A 19,803-nucleotide genomic window follows, 5' to 3' on the forward strand; every position below is an offset into this window, starting at 1 on the left:
TCCTTAAGAGCGCCTTCGCCGGCAAGCCTGGCTCCTACGAAAAGCTTGCATTGGGCGGCGAGGGGCACCCGCCGCCTCGACAACTATTGCTTGCCCACTGCGGCAGCGAGCAGCGGCGCCACCTGTTCATCGGTCAATGCGGCGTGGACTTCCATGTTCATGAGGTCGCTCCATTCCAGCACCCACTTCTGAATCGCCACTGGATCACTGGCCTCGGCAATGCCCACGCCGCTGGAGCCGCCGACGGCATGCCAGCGCCCCAGCATTTTGACGCCTGCGGGTGGGGCGCCACCGGTCTTGAGAAAACGTTCGATCGCGCTGTTACGTTGCTGCGGACTGATGGACCAACGGACCATGAATAACATCTGCCACCTCCTGCTACGGACTGGCACCTTTGATCTTCGCGTTCCTGGCTGGCGCCGGGGCCACGGTCACGCCTGAGTTTCCAGCTCCGTCCTGGCTGGCCTGAAACCTGTTCTCCCATGAGAAGGCATAGCAGCGGACCGTGTCGCGTGTACGACCGCTGATCCTGTTTCAGGGCATTCTAATGAACGTATCGGGATAACGGTGCAAGCCATCAGGCATCACGCAACAAGTCGTTGGCATTGAGCAGCTCGTAGGCAACTTCCGGGTGCTTCTCCAGCCCTCGGCGAATGGCCGCCGGGATCGACTGACGGGTTTTGCGGCACAGGCCCGGCAGTTCGCCCAAGGTGATATTGATACCGCGCATGGTGCGCACTTCATTGAAGCCCGGAGCGATCTCCACGCGCAGACCCAACTGCTCATACATTCGCCGTTGCAGACGCTCCAGGTCGCTCAGGCTCTGGAGGTTTTCCAGGCGTTCGATCAGGCGTTTCTCTTCCGACTGGGTCAGGCTCAGGATGCGCAGGTCCGTGCCGGGAGTTTCCAACAGCTGCTCACGTTCGCAGATGCAAGCACCGGGAGGGCAGGGTTGGCGGATCGGAAGAGAGGTCGTCATGGGGTTCAATCATAGAGCGCTATGATCGGGTTTGCCCATGGGGTTGTTGTGGCGTTGAGAGTGGTGTTTTCCGTCGATGCAACACGCCGCCTGTTTACACAGTGTCTAGTGTGTTGCATCGACCGGTTGAATCTATTTTATCTGCACAATCACCGGACCTTCCGTCACGATCGGCGGTTTCACTTGAATATGCGAAGCATTTTTCTGAATCCAGTCGCGCGCCACTTTCAAGCTTGCATCGGTGCCGGTCTTGTCTTTGCAAACCGTCACTGCCGTGCCGCCATCACCCGTGTTGAGCAGTGTGTAGCTTTCGATGCCAGGCACTGTCCGTAGGGCCGCTTCGACATCGGCATTGCGCTTTTCCAGAAACTCGAAAAGCTCCTTTGCGCCAGCACCCAGGTAGGTTCTTATAACTGCATACATAGTCGTCTCCTTCGGGAGTACCGTCTTGATGCCAATCCAGATCCGCTGATGGCCGCCATCACTCCGGTATCAGTTCACCCCCGATTTATTCAGCTTAGCCAAACGTCGGTGACAAGCGAAATGTAACGACCATCGGCGAAATTTGACCGGATGGGCGACCGTCGCTGGGCGGATTTACACCTCTGTCGGTTCTCAGGGGCTTTACTTCTAGTCAGGCCCTGTATGTACAGAGAGGAGAGCACGATGAGCAACGAACAGGCGGCACCCGAAACGCAAGGTGTTACGGTGAAGTTACTGGCAACGGTTGACCTTGGCCCCGAGATCGAAGGCATGGCAGGGCGCCAACTTAGAATGCGCATGGTGACCATCGAGCCTGGAGGCGTCTTCGGGCCGGTTCACAACCATAAAGACAGACCCGGTACCGTCTACATACTGCAAGGAACCATCACCGACCATCGAAATGGCGTCGCCACGGACTATGGGCCGGGCGTGGGTTGGCCCGAGGACAGGAACACCACGCACTGGCTTGAGAACCGGGGCACGATCGCTGCGGTGGAGATCTCGGTCGATATTGTCAGGCAGGAGTAAGTTCAGGTCCGACATCCAGCACGGTCGGAACTAGAGTCGATTCAATCCGCTAACGGGGCTCCATAATCCGTAGTACCGGGTGCCCGTCGATATCCTTGAGCGGAAAATACGAGCGGTGTGTCGCGGCATCCACGGCAACGACATGCGCACGCGGGCCTACGCTGCCATTGCCGATTTTCGTGACCACTGCCCCCTTGACGTGGAACATCGACACAATGCCAGCCTCTCCAGCGACATAAAGTGTGTTCAGCACTGGGTCGAACGCAAGCACATCGGGGGCTCCCCCGGTATCGAACGCCTGGATAACCCGCATGGTGTGCATGTCCAGTACGAGGAGCTTGTCATTACCTTCGCACGCGATAAAGGCAAGCCGGTCACGCGGATTGATCAACAGGCCATGGTTGCCACGTGCCCCCGGCAGATCAATGCGCGCCACGATGTGGTCGGTCACGGGATCGATTTCGATAAGTTGCCGACGAGTCTGGATATTGACGAAGACGTGTCGTGATATGGGGTCATATTGTGTATTGCCGACTTCACCTCCCAGTGGAATTGTCGCAACACGAGTGTTCGTGTCCATGTCGATCACCGTTTCGGTCTCGCCGTTTTCGTTCGATACGTAAAGCTTGTGAAGGTCAGGCACATAAGCCATGCCGTCTGGATAGATGCCGCCCGGTATGCGACTGACAATTGCCAGGGTCGCTTCGTCTATCGCAACGATTTCGTTCGTACCCGTCGCCGAAGCGTAGACGCGTGACAACTCAGGAATAACGAGCACGCCGTGTACCGACGAGACGTTCGCAATGCGCCCGACAACGCGGGACTCGCGCATGTCAAAGGCGATAACTTCACCGTCACCAAGATGAGCGATGAACATCAGGTTGCGCTCTGGATCGTAGCTCTCGTAGTCGAGCCGAGTGGCGCCACCGGGCAATGGAATGTCGGCGACGTGCTTCAGTGGCAGGTCGTTAGCCGGCAACTCGTCGGCGGCCTGACAGTAGCGAAGGCTTGCGAAGTCCATGACGGCTAGCGCAGTCAGCAGGATCGCGAAGACTGGCAGAGTGAAACGTCGATTGTCTCGTATGTTCATGAGGTCTTCTTCTGCTCGGACAAGGCGGGTTCAACCGCCTCGCCCAAGTCTCAGCAATGCGCAGATCAGAATATGCAGTGTTTCACTGATCATGAGCCCAGTTCCGGGCTGGACCGCCGTGTAGACGCCTCTCACATCTGAGGAGGCCAATTATGCGACTCGCCCTGACATTCCTTGCACCAGGCATACAGGGCGTCATACAGGATCAAACCATGTGCCAGCATTTCGTGGTCATCGGCATAACTATGCGATAGTCCCAGCGAAATCGCATAGAGCCCAGCCGATTGCGGTGTCAGATCCAGGCGGGAGGTATCTGCTCCGCGCACGATTTTGGCCAACTGCTGCAAGGCAGGATCACTGAGGTGGTACTTGTTCAGGAACGCATCAAAGCTGCACAGCTCACCTACGTGGGAAAGCTCAACGCCCGGAATGTCATAAGGCGTTGCATCTTTCTCAGCGGCAATCTGCAAAACCTCTCTGCTGGGCACGTACAAGAACTCGGCCTCAGGGTCGATAAAACGGGTGATCAGCCAGGGACAGGCAATGCGATCAATTTTGGGTCGTTCACGGGTAATCCACCTCATGGAACACCTCCTGCCTAACTCTGTAGGCTGGGTGATCTGGCAGGCCCGGTGCCCGCCAGAAAATAGTTGATCATTGCGCGCTCTAGCGCAGTAAGTGCACAGTCAAACCAACGAGTGCGCAGGCCATCAATACTTGAATCACGCCGCGCTTGAAGCGGAACAAGGCAATCGCCGCCGCAATCGCGATCAGCGCGGAAGGCCAGTCCAGGTTGCCGCTGAACCCTTTGGGCCAAAGAACGTGATAGCCGAAGAAACACGCCAGATTGAGAATCACCCCAACCACAGCGGCAGTAATCCCGGTAAGCGGTGCGGTGAACTTGAGTTCATTGTGAGTCGACTCCACCAGCGGGCCACCTGCGAGGATGAACAGGAACGAAGGCAGGAAGGTGAACCAGGTCACCAGCGTGGCCGCGACGGCTCCGGCCAGAAACACCTGATCGGCGCCGAACACCTGCGAGACATAGGCGCCGACAAAGCCGACGAAAGCCACCACCATGATCAGCGGCCCCGGTGTGGTTTCCCCCAGCGCCAATCCGTCGATCATTTGTGTCGGTGTCAGCCAGCCATAATGACCGACCGCGCCTTGGTAGACGTAGGGAAGCACCGCATAGGCGCCGCCAAAGGTCAGCAATGCGGCTTTGGTAAAGAACCAGCCCATCTGAGTCAAGGTGCCTTCCCAGCCAAAGAGCACGGTCAAGACCCCCATCGGCAACGCCCACAACGCTGCGCCGATGAGTGCCAGCAGCGCCAGTTTCAACCAGCTGAACCGGGCATGCTCAGGGGACGGGGTGTCGTCATCGATCAATGCTGGGCCGAAGGACTTTTTGGCGGCGCTATGGCCCCCGGTCCTGAATTTCTCGGGCGCCAGGCGGCCTCCTGCATAACCGATTAACGCGGCTCCCAGCACGATCAGCGGGAACGGCACATTGAATGCGAAGATCGCGGTAAATGACGCCGCCGCCATAGCCCACAGCCAGTTGTTTTTCAGCGCGCGCGAGCCGATTCGATGGGCCGCCTGCACGACGATGGCCGTCACGGCGGGCTTGATGCCATAGAAAAGCCCGGCCACCACCGGGACTTCGCCGAAGGCGATATACATCCAGGACAGCGCGATCAGGATGAACAGTGAGGGCAACACAAACAGCCCCCCGGCGATCACCCCACCCCAGGTTCGATGCATCAACCAACCGATATAGGTTGCTAGTTGCTGAGCCTCCGGCCCTGGCAACAGCATGCAATAGTTGAGGGCATGCAGAAACCGCCGCTCGGAAATCCAACGCCGCCGCTCTACCAACTCCTGGTGCATGATCGAGATCTGTCCTGCGGGCCCGCCAAAGCTAATGAATCCCAACTTCAGCCAGAACCAGAACGCCTCACGCAAACTGATCGGTTCAGGCCTCGACAGATCCTCTTCAACAACTGATGGGGAAGCCTTAATCATTGGGATGTTCCTCTTTCACGAACTCGGCGAGCAGGCCGTCAAAGATGGCGCTGGCAGCAGCCAACAAGTGGTCGTCATGGGCAATGGTTTCGCGTAGCCCTGCCAGCACCCGTTCGATGCCGGCAGCCTCCACCGGCTGAATGCCACCGATATCGAGGTAATGCACCAGTGCAGCGATGCGGCTTAGGCCCGGCTCTTGAAGTTCAAAGCTGGCTTGCAGGGTTTCAAAGGTCACGCGATTGCCGACATGACTGAAAGTTGCGTCATCGAAGTCGAAACCCAAGGCATCTGCCGGGCAGTCCTGTGGAGTGTTGAGCCAGAGGATCTGAGCCTGCGGATCAATGAAGCGCCGAATCAACCAGGCGCAAGCCAGGCGGTCGACCCATGGGCGTTTACGCGTTGCCCAGACACGACATTGATAATCGCCAAGGCTCAGCGCCGTGATTGGCTGGTCGTGGCTATGCGGCTCATCCGCAGACAGCGCTCTGCTGACCGCTGTCTCAAGCTCCTGCAACGCCAAGTCGACCTGCTGCTTCGGCTTGCCTGAAAAGTAATCGATGCTGGTCAGCTGATCGTAGGCTTTACGCAGTTTGCGAATTTGCTTGGTGGTGACCAGCGCATTCTCGGCATTGAGCTGTGCCCGGCATGCTTCGATCTCGGCGCCTAGCTTGCTGTAATCATCGCTACGGTCGAACAGCTCAATAAAGCGTTCACCGTCAGGATCAACGACAGGCAGGACGTAGGCGGTGCCATTGATGGCCAGGATGTCGCGCTCGACAGACGTTAGCGCTTCTCGACAGGCAGCGGTATCCGGTAAAAGGTAGGCGCCATCGCGTAAGACCGCCGCTCCAGAGGCTTTTAGTGCGCGCCAGGCACGCATGCGTTCGGTGGCATTGGCAGTCGGCAGACCTAATATCAAAGCTAGCCAATTTTTCATGTAGCGTTTTCTACGATTTATGTAGGTCTTGCTACTTTATTCCTGATTCGGGCCATGGGGAAGCGCTCCTTCAGAAATAGGGCGGCAAACGACCCTGAACGGTCATTCATTTTTGTTTTTCACCGTGCGAGCTAACAGGACCTGCCCATCCCAATACGCATCCGCCATTCCTTCGGTCCGGGAAACGAGCCGCCCATCGTCCAGAACGGCCGCTAGCATTCTGCGCGGTGTATTCGCATCGGGTTGTGTTGACGTTAGCGTGACGAGGGCCAGGGGATGATAGAAACGCTCCTCGACAACCGAGCCAATCCACAGCGGCATAGTTCGCCCGTTTGTGAGCTCGATATCGACGATCCACAATCGAAGCACCAGGCGCGAACCGGCGGATCCATCATCGTTATACGTTCGAATGAGCGTCAGACTGGGAAGGCGACCACTGGCGAAAAGAGGGATGACCGGAAGATCGGCAGGGTCAGCCTGGACGGTAAACCAGTTCAGGGAATTCAACAGTGTCCATGCCGCTGAGGTGCGCCATCCGTTGCGCTGCAGGACATCTTGCAACTCCGGCAGACCACCGGCCCACTGAAACGTCAGTGGCTCATTCGTCTCGCCAGTGAGGTCGATACGCCGCACCGGCAGTTGCTGCCAATCCGACGTCCACCAATCGGTGGCAGCTAAGGTCAACGTTCCCACCTTGACGGCATAACGACTGCTGTCCGTCGTATGGTTACGATAGATATTGAAGCCGCCGGCGAGCAGAAGTGTCACAAATCCGAGGGCGAGCAGCCCCGCTGAGCCAATGTGCTCGGCCTGCCGCCGCAGGTAGAAGAGGCTGAGTAGCGCCAGCCAAGCGGATCCGAATGCCAGCCCCCCGAGCACGTCGGAAAGCCAATGTGCCCCGAGGTAGAGGTGCGAGAATGCAATCAGAAATATCAGGGTGGCTGCGCCAGGAGCGACCACGAGGCGCCGTGCCGGGCGGGTATCACGCGCGATAAGGAAGGCGAGAAAACCGTATAGCACGACATTGATCGTGCTGTGGCCGCTGGGGAAGGAAAAGGCACTCCACCCGGAATAGAGAGGTTCCGCAGGGCGAGCTCGATACAGCGCTACCTTGATGACTATGGTGAGCCCCGAAGCGCCGGCAATCGCAATCAGCCAATAGGCAGCCGTACGCCAGGCGCGTTTCCACATGAGCCACAGCAAGACAACAATCGTGACCGCCAGCACGACCTTGGTGTCGCCGAGTTCCGTGATGGCGATCATCACCGCATCGCCCGGTGCAGTGCGAAGATCCTGGAGCGCGCGGTATATCGCGCTATCTGCAAGCAGCAACGGGTCACCGTTGATGATGTCCTCAAGGACACCGAAGAAAAGCCACGCGGCACCGACGAGCAGGACCGTCGACAGTGCGAGAGCCCGTGCTTCGGGCCGTGAAGGATCGAGAAAGTGAGTGAGACTGCGGCTCAGCCAGGTGTCGTGGGCGCCGGTCCAGCCCCGCAACCGCTGCACTGCGACGATGAAGTAGGGGATGCCGCGATGCAGCGCCCAGCGCACGATATGCAGGACCACCCAGCCCACCGCGACTAGAACGGTCAGCAAGATCGCGAGCGGCTTTGCAGCTGCACCGAGAATGCTGAACGTCGCGCCGACGAGCACACCGGGCAGGATATGCGACGGAGCCCAGGCGAGCGCCGACACGACATTGACGGCATAGAACCGACTGACCGCCATTCCCAGCGTGCCGGCGAGGAGCGGAACGAAGGCGCGGACGCCCGGTGTGAAGCGCGCGAAAAAGATACTTTTATCGCGATGACGGTTGAAAAAGGCTTCGCTGCGCTGAATCAGCTCAGGATGCCGGTTCAGTGGCCAGAGGCCAAGAATCTCGCGGCGGTATCGGTGCCCGAGCCAGAACGAAAGACCATCCCCCGCAATGGCGCCTGACGTGGCGGCGATCAGCAACGGCCAGAGCAATAACACGCCGCTCGGCACCAGGGTGCTGAGCGCAAGAATCACGGCGGTGCCGGGAACGACGACACCGATGATCGGGATTGACTCGGAAAGTGCCAAGAGAAACACGGCCAGATACACGATATGCGGGTGCGCCGTGAGTAACTCGATGATCGATGAGACCAAGGACGTCATATTTCGCGGCTGCCTATGGAGGACCAGTGGGGCGGCGATCGACACGGGTGTCTGCAATTCCCGTCTGCACAATCAGTTTGCACAACAGACTAAGCATAGCTACTCATTAACTATCGCTTCGCCCACCGGCTGTTTTTGGTCCAGCGTCGAGACTCTCGGGGTCTGTGATGGAGAGCAGCAGACGGCAGGATTGCCTGGCCCTTTGAACTCAAGGATGTCGAGGAGGTTCTGACTGGGCCACGCTGGCCCTTAGCGCTCTGGCTACCTTGGCTTGAATCTCGTAAGCAGGCGCCTCGACGGCTGTGTAATCACGGGTATAGCGAGTGGAAAACTCCCGAACTCCCCATTGCTGGTACTGCTGCACGTGCTTCAATTCATGGGCCCACAGCGCGACATTGTTAAGTGCATCATCGGGATTGCGAAAGACGATGATGTCTATCAGGGTGACCGCAGTGACATCGGGATTCTGCAACATGGTGTTTGCGGCGTTCAGCTCCTCATCATCGCCTACCTTGTAGCGGGCCGAATCAAGCACTTGAATGTCATAGTAGGGTTCGAGTTGGGCCCGGATATTCAGCGGGATTGTCCGAATATCACCAGTTGCCGCGGTGTCGCGCGATTGCACGATCCAACTCTGTAATCCAGTGGAAGCTATTTGGCTCATGTTCTCAAAAATCGACCCGGTCTCCTCTTTGGAGCCCGGAGCACAAAAACAAGTGACCACGCAGACTTCGTACTGCCCTTTTGGGCAGGCGTAAGCAGAAAACGAAGTGCCAACGGAAAAGAGCAGTACCGATAACCGGAAAACTTGACGCAAAAAGACAGCTGACAATTGGTTCTCCCAGAGGTAGTGGCAGTCGGCAGGTGATGCTTCTGGTAGCTCGCACCTGGTGTTCAACCGCGCGTTGGACCGTTGCGGCCACCGTTTGTTGCCTTCAGAGCCCACAGCTTTTTCAGGCCAGCACCGACCAAGTGCTGGCTGCAAGCACCGCACGCGCCACATCGCTTGGATCGGCCACTTGACGATATCCTGCTACGGGCGGCGTTACCCGACTCTGAGCCGGCGCATTCAAACGCCAGTTCGGCACGTCACCCGGCACTTGGCGCAGACAATCAGCATGAGAGGATCCGGAGCCGATGGAGACTCACTCAGCCGCATTCGGCATGCCATGATCTATACTCGCTCGTCAGTGGTATTCCTCATGCCTAGAAGTTTGCCGTTGGGCGGATTGATCTCTTCCTTCAGGAGAGTTTCGTATGCCAGATGACGCCAATTTTGAAGCGCCCGTCGCGCCCGATGTAAGCGGTGTAACGGACTTGCCCCCGGAAATGATTCAACAGTTGAAGGTGCGATTGACAGACGCGGCCAAGTTGCATGATGTCTTGGCCGATCCGATCATGTTTAACGGCGGCACTATCCTGGTGTTGCTGTTGACGACACTGGCGACGCTGTTACCCGCTACAAACTTTACTTGGGTGGCACCTTTGTGTTCTGCGCTCGCCGGGTTGTTCGTCGCAATGGAGCGAGCCCTCGGATTCGGTGCCCGTTGGCGTTATCACCGTGAAATGCGTTTTGCCTATGAATCAATTATCGACATGCTGGATTTTCTTCCGGTAATTCCCGCCTCCGAACGCCCGAAATATATCCGCGATATCTTTACGGCATTGTATGCGGTTCGATCTCGGGAGTCGGCGATCCCGAATGCAGGGACTAATTCGGCACCTACTTGATTACGATTCCAAACTACCTGCTTCGCTGCGGCTCAACCGGGGGGGCTTCAGTCGGCTTCATATCTTTTAGGCGTCGGTTAGCCACGACGTTATAAATGGCTGCTTTGCGATTCACCGCACCAGTTGCTCCAGCAACTCAGGCGTCACGTAGTGCGGTCCGTCGAACAGGTAGAGCGGATAACCGTCATAGGCCGCGAGTTGCGGTTTGAGTTCGGCCGCGGTCGCGGAGCGGAATCCGCCGCCGAAGTTGGGGCGAAAGGCTTCGACGATGATTCGCACACGGTCCTTGCCCAGACGCTGGCGCATGGCGTCGGCGTAGGTTCGGGCCACCGGTGCGGTGCGGGCGTAGACGCCGACGCCATCCTGGAAGAACACGCCGATGTCATCCGGCAGCCATTGCTTGAGCCAATCGGCGGTGGCGGCGGGGCCGATGTTGGCGCCGTCGTAAACACTGATCCATAACGGTCGCGGCAGCTTGGCCAGCAGGGCGGGCAGTTCTTTGGCGCGGGTCCAGCTGGGGTCGACTTCGGCCGGGAAATACCAGCCGGTGACGTGTAGCGGCGTAGGCAATTTGGCGATGCGTTCCGAGACAGCGGCCAGTTGCTCGATGTTGTCCCGTGAGCGGTTCTCGCTGAAGTAACCGGCGAGCCCGAGAATGACATCCTGCGCCCAGGGCGCCTTGGCGATACGGGGCCAGTCAGGCAACACCGGCACGGTGGGCAGGCCGGTACCGGGAACGAATGCCTGATCGTCGACGACGGTCCATTGCACCAGCAGCTCATGGGCGCCGAGTTTTTCCCAGTGGCCGTTGATGCCGACGGTCTTGTTGTCCGGCTGCCAGACGATGCCGACAATCCCCGGCTTAAGAGCCTTGGTGTGTGTCACGTAGAGCATGCTGGAACCTGCGCCGAGGGTAGCGATAAGCAACAGGGCGACAACGGTCGCGCGACTGGCGGTATAGCCAAAGATTTTCACAGGGCTGCCTTTTTCAGGGGCGGGGGATATGCCCACGTCGAGGGCAGGTTAAACCCCAGGCACAAATAAACTCGAACGTTCATACCAGTCCTCAATAGGAATACGTCAGGCGAGCGAACACGCCTTGAGCGCGGTCATCGCCCAGCACCTTCACGCGGTACTGCAGAGAAAAATCCACATAGGAGCGTGGGGCGTTGTAGGCATCTTCGCGGAACCAGTAACGGACGTTGTTGCCGACGCCGATGCCTGCGGCCTTGCCGGATGATGAGCTCGTGCTGCCGTCGGTATCGGTCTCGCTGTTCATCTTTGAGTCATAGTCGAATGCGGCCACGACATGGGGGAAGCTCACCCAGTGTGAACCTGCGCCGCCGATGGCGTAACTGCGGCCGACCTGCCATTCGCTGTTGAAATAGTCACGCGAGTCATTGATGTAATGACCGCCTTCAGCGAACAACTGCGAGGTCCACCAACTGGAGGTATCGACCCGCAAATCGGTCCCGATACTTGAGCTATAGCCCAGGCGCACCAGCCAGTCACCGTTGACGTCTGACGACCCCAAGGGGAACGTGCGCTCAACGGCGGCCATCACGTTCAACGCCGTGAACGGTTTGACCCGCACACCAACGGCGCCTTGCAGGGCATCGATACCGCTAGCCGAATCGCTGTTCTTGCTCCATAGCGTGTCGGTGACGCGACCGTAGAGTTCGACGAAGCGTGCATTGCGATAGCCCAACGGGCGCCAGGACAGTTCGGTGCTGTTTTGCAGGCTGTCGTTGCTGTTACTGCCGCTGCTCGGCGCTGAACTCAGACCGCTGCTGGAACTGTTGCCGCGATAACTGGTAGTGCTGATCAAGCCCCAGGTACGCGACACATCGGCCACCGCGCGACGGGTGTCGAAGAGCTGCTGCGGGGACATGTCGAGTTCACCGGCATTTTTTGCGTCGATGACTCGCTTGAAATAGGTGACGGCTTGCTCATCGTCATTGACCCGCATGGCGTTGTAGGCGGCATCCTGCGTTGCCGTCGGTGAGAGCCGGCTGCCAGCATCGGCCTTGCGAAACGATTCACGGGCGCGGTCATCGTCGCCGGCCTGGACCGACAAGTAGGCGATCTGCAGGTCGCTCATCGCTTCCAGTTCGCCGGTGTCCCGCGCCTGTTGCAGCCGTTCGCGCGCAGTTCTTCTCTGGCCGATGGCGGCATACAGACTGGCCTCTTCGTAAGCCGGCAAGCTGCCCAGGGCCAAGGCCTGGGTAAAATCCTGGCGTGCCCCGGTATCGTCCCCCGATTGTTGACGCAAGAAGCCGCGCTGGCTCAGCAGCCGGGCGTCATCGCCATTGGCCTTGAGACCATCGCTGGCCGCCGCGATGGCTTCGGGCACATGCTTCAGGTCGGTCAGGGCTCCGACCAACAGGCGTCGATACGCCGGGTTGTGCGGCGCGCGGCCGACGGCTTGGTTCGCCTGGGCAACCGCCGTTTCGAAGTCCTTGCGGGCCAGGGCCGCGTAGGCCTGGGCGGCGAGGTCGGTTCCGTCGTCGCGTTGGTTGCCAGGCCAGATATCACACACCAGGCCGAAGGCCGTTTCCTGACAGTTCAGGGCTGGAGCAGGGACGTGAGCGGCAGTGTTCAGATCCCCATTGTTTTTCTGCCGCAGCGCCACTCGTGCGGCGCTGCGTCGGCGGGCTATTTCGCCACCTTCATCGTCGACCAGTGGCTGCAAATCATCGAGCGCTTGCTGAGGCTCGCCATGGGCCAGTGCGGCGTCGGCGGCGAAGAAGCGAATGTTGCGGACTTGCGCTTGCGGCAGGCCATCGATGGCGAGGGCCTGCTTCAGGTCAGTTTGAGCGGCTTGAGTCTTACCCTGCCGATCAAGGGCGTAGCTGCGCAGAATCCACGGTGCGATTTCCCCGTCATCCTGTGCCAATGCAGCGGACGCGGCTTGCTCGGCCCCAGGGTAATCGTGGGCGGCGAGCAGGGCGCTGATCAGCAGTTGCTGGTTGGCGCCGATTTCCGGGGCCCAGGCGACGGCTTTTCTGGCCTGGTCCACAGCCAGCGGCACATGGCCTTGCTGCAGGGCGCGATAGCCCTGAACCGCCAGCGGCACCGCCAGTTGACGACGAATCGCTGTGCGCCGCATCAGCAACGCGTCGTCCTTCGGGAACACCGCAAGCGCCTGGGTGGTGGCTTGATCCGCTTCCTGCAGATGCGGTTGGCGCTGCAGGGACTCGATCAGCAGCAGTCGATAGTCCATGCGTTTAGGCGCCTGAGCGATGGCCTTGCGTGCGGCCTGGGCAGCAGCGCCGAAGTCATCGCGGTCATAGGCTGCGAAGGCCTGGGCAGCGGCGCCGAAGCCCGGAGCCTGACGTGATTGCGGGTAGCGCCTGGGATGATCGCGCAGGTCCTTGTCGCGCTGAGCCAGCACAATCAGCGTGTTCAAACGCTGGATATCGGCGCGCTGACGTAGCGCTTCGCGAGCCTTGGCGATGGCCAGGTCATAGTCTTTGCGCTCGTAAGCGCTGTACGCCTCGTTGGCGGTTACATAGGCCGGACCGGTCAATGGCAATGGCAGCATCTGGGCATGAGCAAACGCAGGTATCAGGCTCAGCCCCGTGGCCATGAGGGTCAGTAAGGGGCGATTCATGCAGGAAGCTCCGCAGGGTAGTGGCTGTGCTGACGTGCCACGGCTTTTTCGATGGTGGCGCGAGGCAGCACGCCGCTGTCGACCAGATAGTCGCCAATGCGGCCGTGATGCTGCGGGCGGTACTGCAACATCGCGCGGCTGAACACATCGCGATCAAGCAGGCCCATTTCGATCAACAGGTCGCCCAGCAATGGCGCTCGGGCATCCGGCACGGATTGGCCTTCGCGCACGTTCAGTTGACGCAATTGCGCGACGATTTCGCTCTCCCGGGCAATCAGCTGCACCGGTTCGCTGCCCAGTTCGTCGCTGACCTGTTGCAGGCCTTCGGCCGGCAGTGGGCTGGCCACGGCGACTTGCGCACGGCCGTCGGCATTCAAGCCAAGCGGCACCACGCGCCAGCGCAGGGCGAATTCGTCGTCCAGGGTCTGGTTCGAGTCCCGCGCCTTGGCGGCCACATCGAACACCCGCGGCAAGTCGTTCTGAAAGGCGATGGCTTCCGCGAGCGTTTCGTCGTCCAGCCAGCCGTTGCTGAGCAAAATCCGCCCCAATGGCATGTGCCGGGTTTTCTGTTCGACGAGAGCATTTTGCAGGTCGGTTTCGTTGATCGCCTGCCAGGACAGCAACACGCTGCCCAGTTTGCGCGGTGCGGCAGCGACCAGGTCGGTGGACGGGAAGTCGTGCATGGTCTTGTCCCACACCAGTTTGCGGTTCAGCGCCTTGCCAACCAGGAACATGCGCCAGGCCCGTGACGCGGCCATGAAGTTGACGAAGTTGCCCACCACCATGCGCGGGATCGACAGCAAACCATGCTGCCAGCCGTACAGCACGGTGGTGAAATAGCAGCGGTGCGCGATGCGCCAGGCCAGCGCGATACCGTTGGCCAGCAGCAGGTATTGGATAAAGCCGTTGGTTTCAAACGGCGTCGGGAAACTCACGTCCCACAGTCCGCTCTGGCGCAAAACAATCAGGCCCAGCAACTGCACCAGAATCACGTAGGCGATGATGCTGACGAACGCCGTCACTACGCCTTTGCGGTCGCGAAACAGTAGATAACGGTTGGCCAGCGAGCCGCTCCAGCCCATTTGTTCCCAGCCTTGCAGCCCGATGCCCAATGTCCAGCGGGCTTTCTGGCGGAACGCGGTGCGGAAGGTGTCGGGAAAGAATTCGCGCACGCACAACGGCATCTTCAGGGTCGATTCGTAAGGCTTGCGAAACCATGATTTGCGCAGCACGCGAAACTGCACCGGGAAGCGCACGAAGATCGCATTCATACCGACCTTGGCCAGGCGTGCGCCGACGTCGTAGTCCTCGGTGAGGCTGTCGGTGTTGAATGGCTGGTTCTGGGTTTCCCCGGCCAACACTCGCAAGGCACGATGTGAAAAACAGGTGCCGACCCCGGCAGATGGCACGGTATCGGTCATGCTTTCTCGCACCACCAGATCCTTGCCATGCCATTCGGCGAATTCGTCCATGTAGGTGCCGGCCACCCATTCGTACCAGTTGCGCTCCAGCGAAACCACGGGCAACTGGATCATGTCCTTGCGCGGCAGCAAGTAGTTGAACAGGCGCAATTCCAGCGGGTGCAGCACGTCTTCGCTGTCGTGCAGCACGACGCCGGCGAAGGTCATGCCGTGGGTTTTCTCATGCAGGAAAATCGCCTGGATCACCCAGTTCAGACAGTCGGCCTTGCAGGTCGGCCCGGCATGCGGGACTTCCACACGATGCAGCTGCTTGTAGCGCCGACGCATGCGCTCCACTTCATCGATGGTGCGTTGGTCGTTGATGTAGGTGCCGACGAAGACCACATAGTTCTGGTAGTCCAGAGTCGACACCATGTTCTCGATCATCGGCGCGATGACGTCGTATTCCAGCCAGGCCGGAACCATGATTGCCAGCGGTTGTTCATCCCGGGCCATCAGTTGCTCGGCGGTCAGCGGCCGGTACTTGCGACCCACGGTAAATTTGCGGAACAGGCGACGAGACCAGTACCACAGGTCAATGAACAGATCGTCCAGGCTGGAAATCAGAATCAGCACCGCGACCACGATGGTCGAGGTCTCCAGGAAGCTGTAGTAGTGGGCCAGCCAATAGGGCCAATAAAGCGACGTCATCGAGGGTTACCGTTACTGGCGATTGCGACGGGCGTTACGGCCGGCCAGCAACAGGATGAGGACCAACAGGATGCCACCGGGAATCAGCCACAACAGCGACGGTGTGCGCCAGGCGTCCAGCCCCTTGGGTTCTTCGTGGTCGATCAATTGGCTGCCACTGGGGTCCTGGGTGTCGAAGGTGGTCAGCGTACCGTTGTCACCGAGGATGGCGACGTCGCCGCGACTCAGCAGAACCTGCCTGGCGAATCGGGGGGCGTCGGTGCCCAGTGTGCGATAGACCAGACCGTGCTGGCCGCCGCTTTCCACGGCTTGCAACGAAGCCAGGTGGTTGAGGGGATGCACGTCGAGCAACACCTGATCCTTGTGATTGATACGCAGGCGGCCCTGCTCGTCGACCTGCACCGACTCTTTACTGTCCTTGATCGGCAACTCGAAGGCCAGGAAGGCTTTGTCTGGCGTGACTGAGACTTTCGGGTCGGCGCTGATATTCAATTGCGCACGCAGCGGCGAAACACCGGCGGCGTCAGCCACCGAAATCACCTGCGGCAAACTGCTTGCCGGGTGTTCGAGGTAGGCCTGCGGCACGAGGATCTGCGCGTTCACGGCAAAGCGTGCAGCCATGCCGGAAAAGTCATCATCCAGCGCAGTCTTTTCCAACACGATATGGCTGGTCGGTAGCACCGAGACCGGGAAGGCTTGTGGCGTTTCGAGGCAGCGATCACTGACCGGCTGGCGCTGGAACGACACACGCAGCACGTTGGTCGAGCCCACGGCGTAACGTGGGATCCGCGCTTCAATGCGTTGCTTTTCTCCGTTGGCCACGAGCTGTTGTGCGCCAATCAGATAATCGTTGAGAAACAGCGAGGCCACCGGCGCGGTGTCCGAGGCGCCGGGTGCGGCGGACACATCGATCACCGCCTTCACCGGCAGACGTCCGTCGTAGGCCACGCTGCCCTGAGGGAACGAGGTGCTCCAGTCGGATTTGGCCAGCACGTCGATCGCGCCGGGTTTGCCGCTCAGGCGCGACAAGGCCACACGGCCGTCGGCGCTCAATGGCAACTGTGCTTCGCTGACGGTCAATTGGCGGCTGCGTGCCAGTGTGTTCCAGGCCGAGCTGAACAAGGCCAAGGCCTTGCCGGTCGCTTGCGGCGCGATCGTCAGCACCGGGCGTGTCCCCAGCAATGCCAGTCGCACATTGTCCGTGCCGGTGGCGGCCAGGCCTGCATTGATATGCCGTACACGCCATTGCGCGAAGGCGCTGGCTGCGGTGGCGTCGAGACCTTGAATCTGACTTTGCAGCGCATCCAGAGACTCATTGACGGCCTTGAGCAGTTGCGGGTCGTTGATGGCCAGATCCGCCTGGACGTTCGGGGTTTGCCCCAACATCAGCAGCGCGCCGATTTGCGCCGGGTTCTCCAGGACGTGCGGGCCTTTGCCGCTGAGGCTGGCGAACGCTGGAATAGTTTGCAGCTCGGCCGGGATACGCAGGCCGGTCAGGTCAACGCTGTCCTGTACGGCAGGATAGGGCAGGATGTGGCTGTGCTTGCCGATCCGTTCCAGTGCCACGCCCAGACGCCAGGCGGCGTCGTAGCTTTCGGCGGTTAGGGTGCCCGGCGCGACCATGATCCCCGGTTTGCCGGGCAGTGCCGTCCAGGCTGCACCAACGTCCTGTAACTGGCTGGCGTCGTAGCTGTAGTTGAGGCGGGTGTCCGGTTCGATACGCAATACGTTGCCGATGGCGCGTTCGTCTTCGCACAACTCGCGGGACACGATCGACGACCAGGCAATACCCAGGCGCACCGAACCGCTGTCACGCGCGGTCTTGTCCACGCCCAGCGTGGCGCTGGCGTCACCTTGAGCTTCGCTGAGCCCTTCGGCGCGCACCGGATAACCGTCCAGCGACAGCAGCAAGGTGTTGCGGCCGCCTTCGCCGTTGAGGTAGCTGGCGTCGAAATTCAGCGTGGCATCGGTCAGTGGTACGCCCGCCGGCACGGGTAAATACAATTCGCGCCGGGCATCGGTGGAACCCAGGATGATGGGGGCGTCGATCCCCAGATCGCTCAAGCGGATCTCACGCTCCTGCCGAGTGTCGGCGTTGAGTCGGTTGATCGCCTGGGTGAGCGGGCTGTCCGCGGCCAAGGCGAAGGTCGGCATGAGCGCGAGCAGGCTCACGCCACAGGCAAGGGCGCTGAGCGCCCCCGTATGGATGGCAACGGAAGACTTCATTCAGGTAGATCTCGAGCTGATAAGGGGAGGAGCGGTTCGGTTTAGAGAGAGGTGAAAGCCGGGTAATTTTCCTCGGGCACAGGCACCGCTGTCGGGTAATGCAGGAACTTGGGCAATGACTGCCGAGCGACGACGAACTCATCGACCGGACGACCCATCAGCGCGTCGACGATGCGCGCACTGGCGCAGCCATCGCCGTATGGGTTGGCCGCCTGGGAGCATCGACGCCACAGCAACTCGTCATCGAACAACGCGTTGACACCCGCGATGATCGAGTCCGGCGAGGTCCCGACCAGGCGCACAGTGCCCGCCGCGACCGCTTCGGGGCGCTCGGTAACGTCACGCATGACCAGCACGGGTTTACCCAGTGAGGGGGCTTCTTCCTGCACGCCACCGGAGTCGGTGAGGATCACGTGTGCCCGTTGCATCAGTCGCACGAAAGCCATGTAGTCCAGTGGCTTGATCAGGTGCACATTGGGCAGGTCGCCCAACTGCTCGGTGACCGGGCCCATGACATTGGGGTTCAAGTGCACCGGATAGACGATCTGGATGTCGGCACGCCGGGCCAAATGGCTCAGGGCCTTGCAGATGTCGAGGAAGCCTTCGCCGAAGTTTTCCCGACGATGCCCGGTGACCAGCAATACCTTGCGGCCGGGTTGCAGGAACGAGAATTGCTCATCCAGGCCTGCACGCAGGTCAGCGTCCTGTTCGATGCGCTGCGCGGTCATCTGCAAAGCGTCGATCACCGTGTTGCCGGTCACGAAAGAGCGCCCCTGCAAACGCTCGTCGAGCAGGTTTTTTTGCGACTCGTGGGTCGGCGCAAACAGCATGTCCGCACCCAGGTCGATGCAGCGACGATTCATTTCTTCCGGCCATGGGCTGTAGATGTCACCGGTGCGCAGGCCGGCTTCCACATGGCCGACCGGGATGCGTCGATGGAACGCAGCCATCGCGGCCACCATGGCCGAAGTGGTATCGCCATGTACCAGCACCCGATCCGGCTGGGCCATTTCCAGCACCGGATCAATCGCCTCGTAAAGCGTCGCGGTCAGCGAATTAAGCGTCTGGTGCGGCGTCATCACATCGAGGGTGTAATCGGCCTTGAGGTTGAACAGATCCAGCACCTGTTTAAGCATGCTTTGATGTTGGCCGGTGATGCATATCTGCGAATGAATGCCAGGTTCCGCAGCGAGGGCTTTGACTAAAGGCGCCATCTTGATGGCTTCAGGACGGGTACCGAAGATCGAAAGGACTTTAAGCCTTGAATGATGGCGGACGATGATGCCTTCCTCGCGCAGTTCTAGTGCGCAACACAAAAGCTGCCCCAAGTTATATTGAAACTTGAGCCACGCTAGCGTTATTTGAGTTTAGTAAAGGCCGGGATAGTCAGCGTGAGCGCTGATGTTCACTTCATGTGAGAGGGGACGTCGCCTGGAAACCCGGAAGCTGCCGGATTATTAGCATCAAAGGTGAATATTTTAAAGCGTTATGTGTGGGTTTTTATTTAATTATAAAGTTTGAAACTTTTATATTCGAGGTCGGTCACTTATGGTTTTTAATGATTTTATGAGGTTTTTATTTAAGTGTTGTTGAGGTTTTATATTGTTGATTTATATGACTATTTTATATTTTTACTCCGTTCGTCAGTGCGTATGAATTATTCATGGGTTGTAACGGTCGCGTCGGCGCTGTTAAGGGTCTGTTTCTCTGAGGAGTGCTGGTTGTGGTGGTCACTTAAATGACGCCTGAATATTGTCGTGATGCGGTAGGGTAATAAGTTTTTGTGAAAGGGTAAATGACGTATTAATAGGAGTTGATGTTTAAAGAATGTGTTCGTCAGTGTAATTGACCTGTGTTTCAACAGAATCAGCCGATAGCAGTTCCTTTGCCATCAGCGTTTTCTGCGAGTCGAGCGCAAGTCCGCTCCAGGCCTATCGC

16 protein-coding genes are annotated in these 19,803 nt (G+C 59.3%); 2 read left to right on the top strand and 14 right to left on the bottom strand.

Features of this window, described 5'->3' with window-relative positions:
• Positions 1-83: 83 nt before the first annotated feature.
• The 3 genes from ACEN8R_RS06550 to ACEN8R_RS06560 form a co-directional block, all read right to left on the bottom strand.
• Positions 84-365 (bottom strand): DUF3303 domain-containing protein, encoded by a 282-nt coding sequence (locus ACEN8R_RS06550; protein ID WP_018925598.1) that lies wholly within the window; start codon positions 363-365, stop codon positions 84-86.
• A gap of 212 nt (positions 366-577) precedes the next feature.
• Positions 578-979, bottom strand: coding sequence for a hypothetical protein (locus ACEN8R_RS06555; RefSeq protein WP_007937009.1), 402 nt, complete (start codon positions 977-979; stop codon positions 578-580).
• A 132-nt stretch (positions 980-1,111) separates the two neighbouring features.
• On the bottom strand, positions 1,112-1,402 hold the full coding sequence (locus ACEN8R_RS06560) for a hypothetical protein (protein ID WP_018925600.1): 291 nt from the start codon (positions 1,400-1,402) through the stop codon (positions 1,112-1,114).
• Between the two features lie 243 nt (positions 1,403-1,645).
• Here ACEN8R_RS06560 and ACEN8R_RS06565 point away from each other — a divergent pair, with 243 nt between their 5' ends.
• Positions 1,646-1,990: a cupin domain-containing protein gene (locus tag ACEN8R_RS06565; protein WP_064618713.1), complete on the top strand. Its 345-nt coding sequence runs from the start codon at positions 1,646-1,648 to the stop codon at positions 1,988-1,990.
• A 49-nt stretch (positions 1,991-2,039) separates the two neighbouring features.
• On the opposite strand, the gene ACEN8R_RS06570 is transcribed toward ACEN8R_RS06565, so the two are convergent.
• The 6 genes from ACEN8R_RS06570 to ACEN8R_RS06595 form a co-directional block, all read right to left on the bottom strand.
• Complete coding sequence (locus tag ACEN8R_RS06570; protein WP_258612342.1) at positions 2,040-3,080, bottom strand: YncE family protein; 1,041 nt, start codon at positions 3,078-3,080, stop codon at positions 2,040-2,042.
• 131 nt (positions 3,081-3,211) lie between these two features.
• On the bottom strand, positions 3,212-3,664 hold the full coding sequence (locus tag ACEN8R_RS06575; protein WP_086944954.1) for a chromate resistance protein ChrB domain-containing protein: 453 nt from the start codon (positions 3,662-3,664) through the stop codon (positions 3,212-3,214).
• Positions 3,665-3,746: 82 nt separating this feature from the next.
• On the bottom strand, positions 3,747-5,105 hold the full coding sequence (gene chrA / locus ACEN8R_RS06580; RefSeq protein ID WP_258612340.1) for a chromate efflux transporter: 1,359 nt from the start codon (positions 5,103-5,105) through the stop codon (positions 3,747-3,749).
• Positions 5,098-6,042 carry a chromate resistance protein ChrB domain-containing protein gene (locus tag ACEN8R_RS06585; protein WP_495624668.1) on the bottom strand — a complete coding sequence of 315 codons (945 nt, stop codon included), beginning with the start codon at positions 6,040-6,042 and terminating at the stop codon, positions 5,098-5,100. Before ACEN8R_RS06585 ends, chrA begins: the two co-directional genes overlap by 8 nt.
• Before the next feature lie 102 nt (positions 6,043-6,144).
• Positions 6,145-8,184, bottom strand: a complete 2,040-nt coding sequence (locus ACEN8R_RS06590) for a bifunctional DedA family/phosphatase PAP2 family protein (RefSeq protein ID WP_495624669.1) — start codon at positions 8,182-8,184, stop codon at positions 6,145-6,147.
• Between the two features lie 208 nt (positions 8,185-8,392).
• Entirely contained in the window at positions 8,393-9,016 is a 624-nt protein-coding gene (locus tag ACEN8R_RS06595; protein ID WP_495624670.1) for an eCIS core domain-containing protein, read from the bottom strand.
• Positions 9,017-9,441: 425 nt separating this feature from the next.
• Here ACEN8R_RS06595 and ACEN8R_RS06600 point away from each other — a divergent pair, with 425 nt between their 5' ends.
• On the top strand, positions 9,442-9,915 hold the full coding sequence (locus ACEN8R_RS06600; protein WP_018925608.1) for a hypothetical protein: 474 nt from the start codon (positions 9,442-9,444) through the stop codon (positions 9,913-9,915).
• Positions 9,916-10,026: 111 nt separating this feature from the next.
• Here ACEN8R_RS06600 and ACEN8R_RS06605 read toward each other — a convergent pair whose 3' ends face one another.
• From ACEN8R_RS06605 to wecB, 5 genes are all read right to left on the bottom strand, one after another.
• A complete protein-coding gene (locus ACEN8R_RS06605; RefSeq protein ID WP_225602777.1) occupies positions 10,027-10,809 on the bottom strand; it encodes an alpha-amylase family protein in 783 nt (260 codons plus the stop codon).
• 172 nt (positions 10,810-10,981) lie between these two features.
• A complete protein-coding gene (locus ACEN8R_RS06610) occupies positions 10,982-13,528 on the bottom strand; it encodes an NfrA family protein (protein WP_495624671.1) in 2,547 nt (848 codons plus the stop codon).
• Positions 13,525-15,639 carry a glycosyl transferase family protein gene (locus ACEN8R_RS06615; RefSeq protein WP_064618693.1) on the bottom strand — a complete coding sequence of 705 codons (2,115 nt, stop codon included), beginning with the start codon at positions 15,637-15,639 and terminating at the stop codon, positions 13,525-13,527. Before ACEN8R_RS06615 ends, ACEN8R_RS06610 begins: the two co-directional genes overlap by 4 nt.
• A gap of 12 nt (positions 15,640-15,651) precedes the next feature.
• Positions 15,652-17,865, bottom strand: a complete 2,214-nt coding sequence (locus tag ACEN8R_RS06620; protein ID WP_495624672.1) for a hypothetical protein — start codon at positions 17,863-17,865, stop codon at positions 15,652-15,654.
• Positions 17,866-17,906: 41 nt separating this feature from the next.
• Positions 17,907-19,145 (bottom strand): non-hydrolyzing UDP-N-acetylglucosamine 2-epimerase, encoded by a 1,239-nt coding sequence (gene wecB, locus ACEN8R_RS06625; protein WP_495625002.1) that lies wholly within the window; start codon positions 19,143-19,145, stop codon positions 17,907-17,909.
• Positions 19,146-19,803 lie beyond the last annotated feature (658 nt).

It is taken from the genome of Pseudomonas sp. Pseusp15, assembly GCF_059492165.1.

What these genes read in the sequence shown, in the direction of transcription:
- ACEN8R_RS06575 (WP_086944954.1), bottom strand. Translation starts at nt 3,664, where the DNA reads ATGAGGTGGATTACCCGTGAACGACCCAAAATTGATCGCATTGCCTGT.
- ACEN8R_RS06605 (WP_225602777.1), bottom strand. Translation starts at nt 10,809, where the DNA reads ATGCTCTACGTGACACACACCAAGGCTCTTAAGCCGGGGATTGTCGGC.
- ACEN8R_RS06615 (WP_064618693.1), bottom strand. Translation starts at nt 15,639, where the DNA reads ATGACGTCGCTTTATTGGCCCTATTGGCTGGCCCACTACTACAGCTTC.
- ACEN8R_RS06585 (WP_495624668.1), bottom strand. Translation starts at nt 6,042, where the DNA reads ATGAAAAATTGGCTAGCTTTGATATTAGGTCTGCCGACTGCCAATGCC.
- ACEN8R_RS06560 (WP_018925600.1), bottom strand. Translation starts at nt 1,402, where the DNA reads ATGTATGCAGTTATAAGAACCTACCTGGGTGCTGGCGCAAAGGAGCTT.
- ACEN8R_RS06590 (WP_495624669.1), bottom strand. Translation starts at nt 8,184, where the DNA reads ATGACGTCCTTGGTCTCATCGATCATCGAGTTACTCACGGCGCACCCG.
- ACEN8R_RS06620 (WP_495624672.1), bottom strand. Translation starts at nt 17,865, where the DNA reads ATGAAGTCTTCCGTTGCCATCCATACGGGGGCGCTCAGCGCCCTTGCC.
- ACEN8R_RS06600 (WP_018925608.1), top strand. Translation starts at nt 9,442, where the DNA reads ATGCCAGATGACGCCAATTTTGAAGCGCCCGTCGCGCCCGATGTAAGC.
- ACEN8R_RS06550 (WP_018925598.1), bottom strand. Translation starts at nt 365, where the DNA reads ATGTTATTCATGGTCCGTTGGTCCATCAGTCCGCAGCAACGTAACAGC.
- ACEN8R_RS06565 (WP_064618713.1), top strand. Translation starts at nt 1,646, where the DNA reads ATGAGCAACGAACAGGCGGCACCCGAAACGCAAGGTGTTACGGTGAAG.
- ACEN8R_RS06555 (WP_007937009.1), bottom strand. Translation starts at nt 979, where the DNA reads ATGACGACCTCTCTTCCGATCCGCCAACCCTGCCCTCCCGGTGCTTGC.
- chrA (WP_258612340.1), bottom strand. Translation starts at nt 5,105, where the DNA reads ATGATTAAGGCTTCCCCATCAGTTGTTGAAGAGGATCTGTCGAGGCCT.
- ACEN8R_RS06570 (WP_258612342.1), bottom strand. Translation starts at nt 3,080, where the DNA reads ATGAACATACGAGACAATCGACGTTTCACTCTGCCAGTCTTCGCGATC.
- ACEN8R_RS06610 (WP_495624671.1), bottom strand. Translation starts at nt 13,528, where the DNA reads ATGAATCGCCCCTTACTGACCCTCATGGCCACGGGGCTGAGCCTGATA.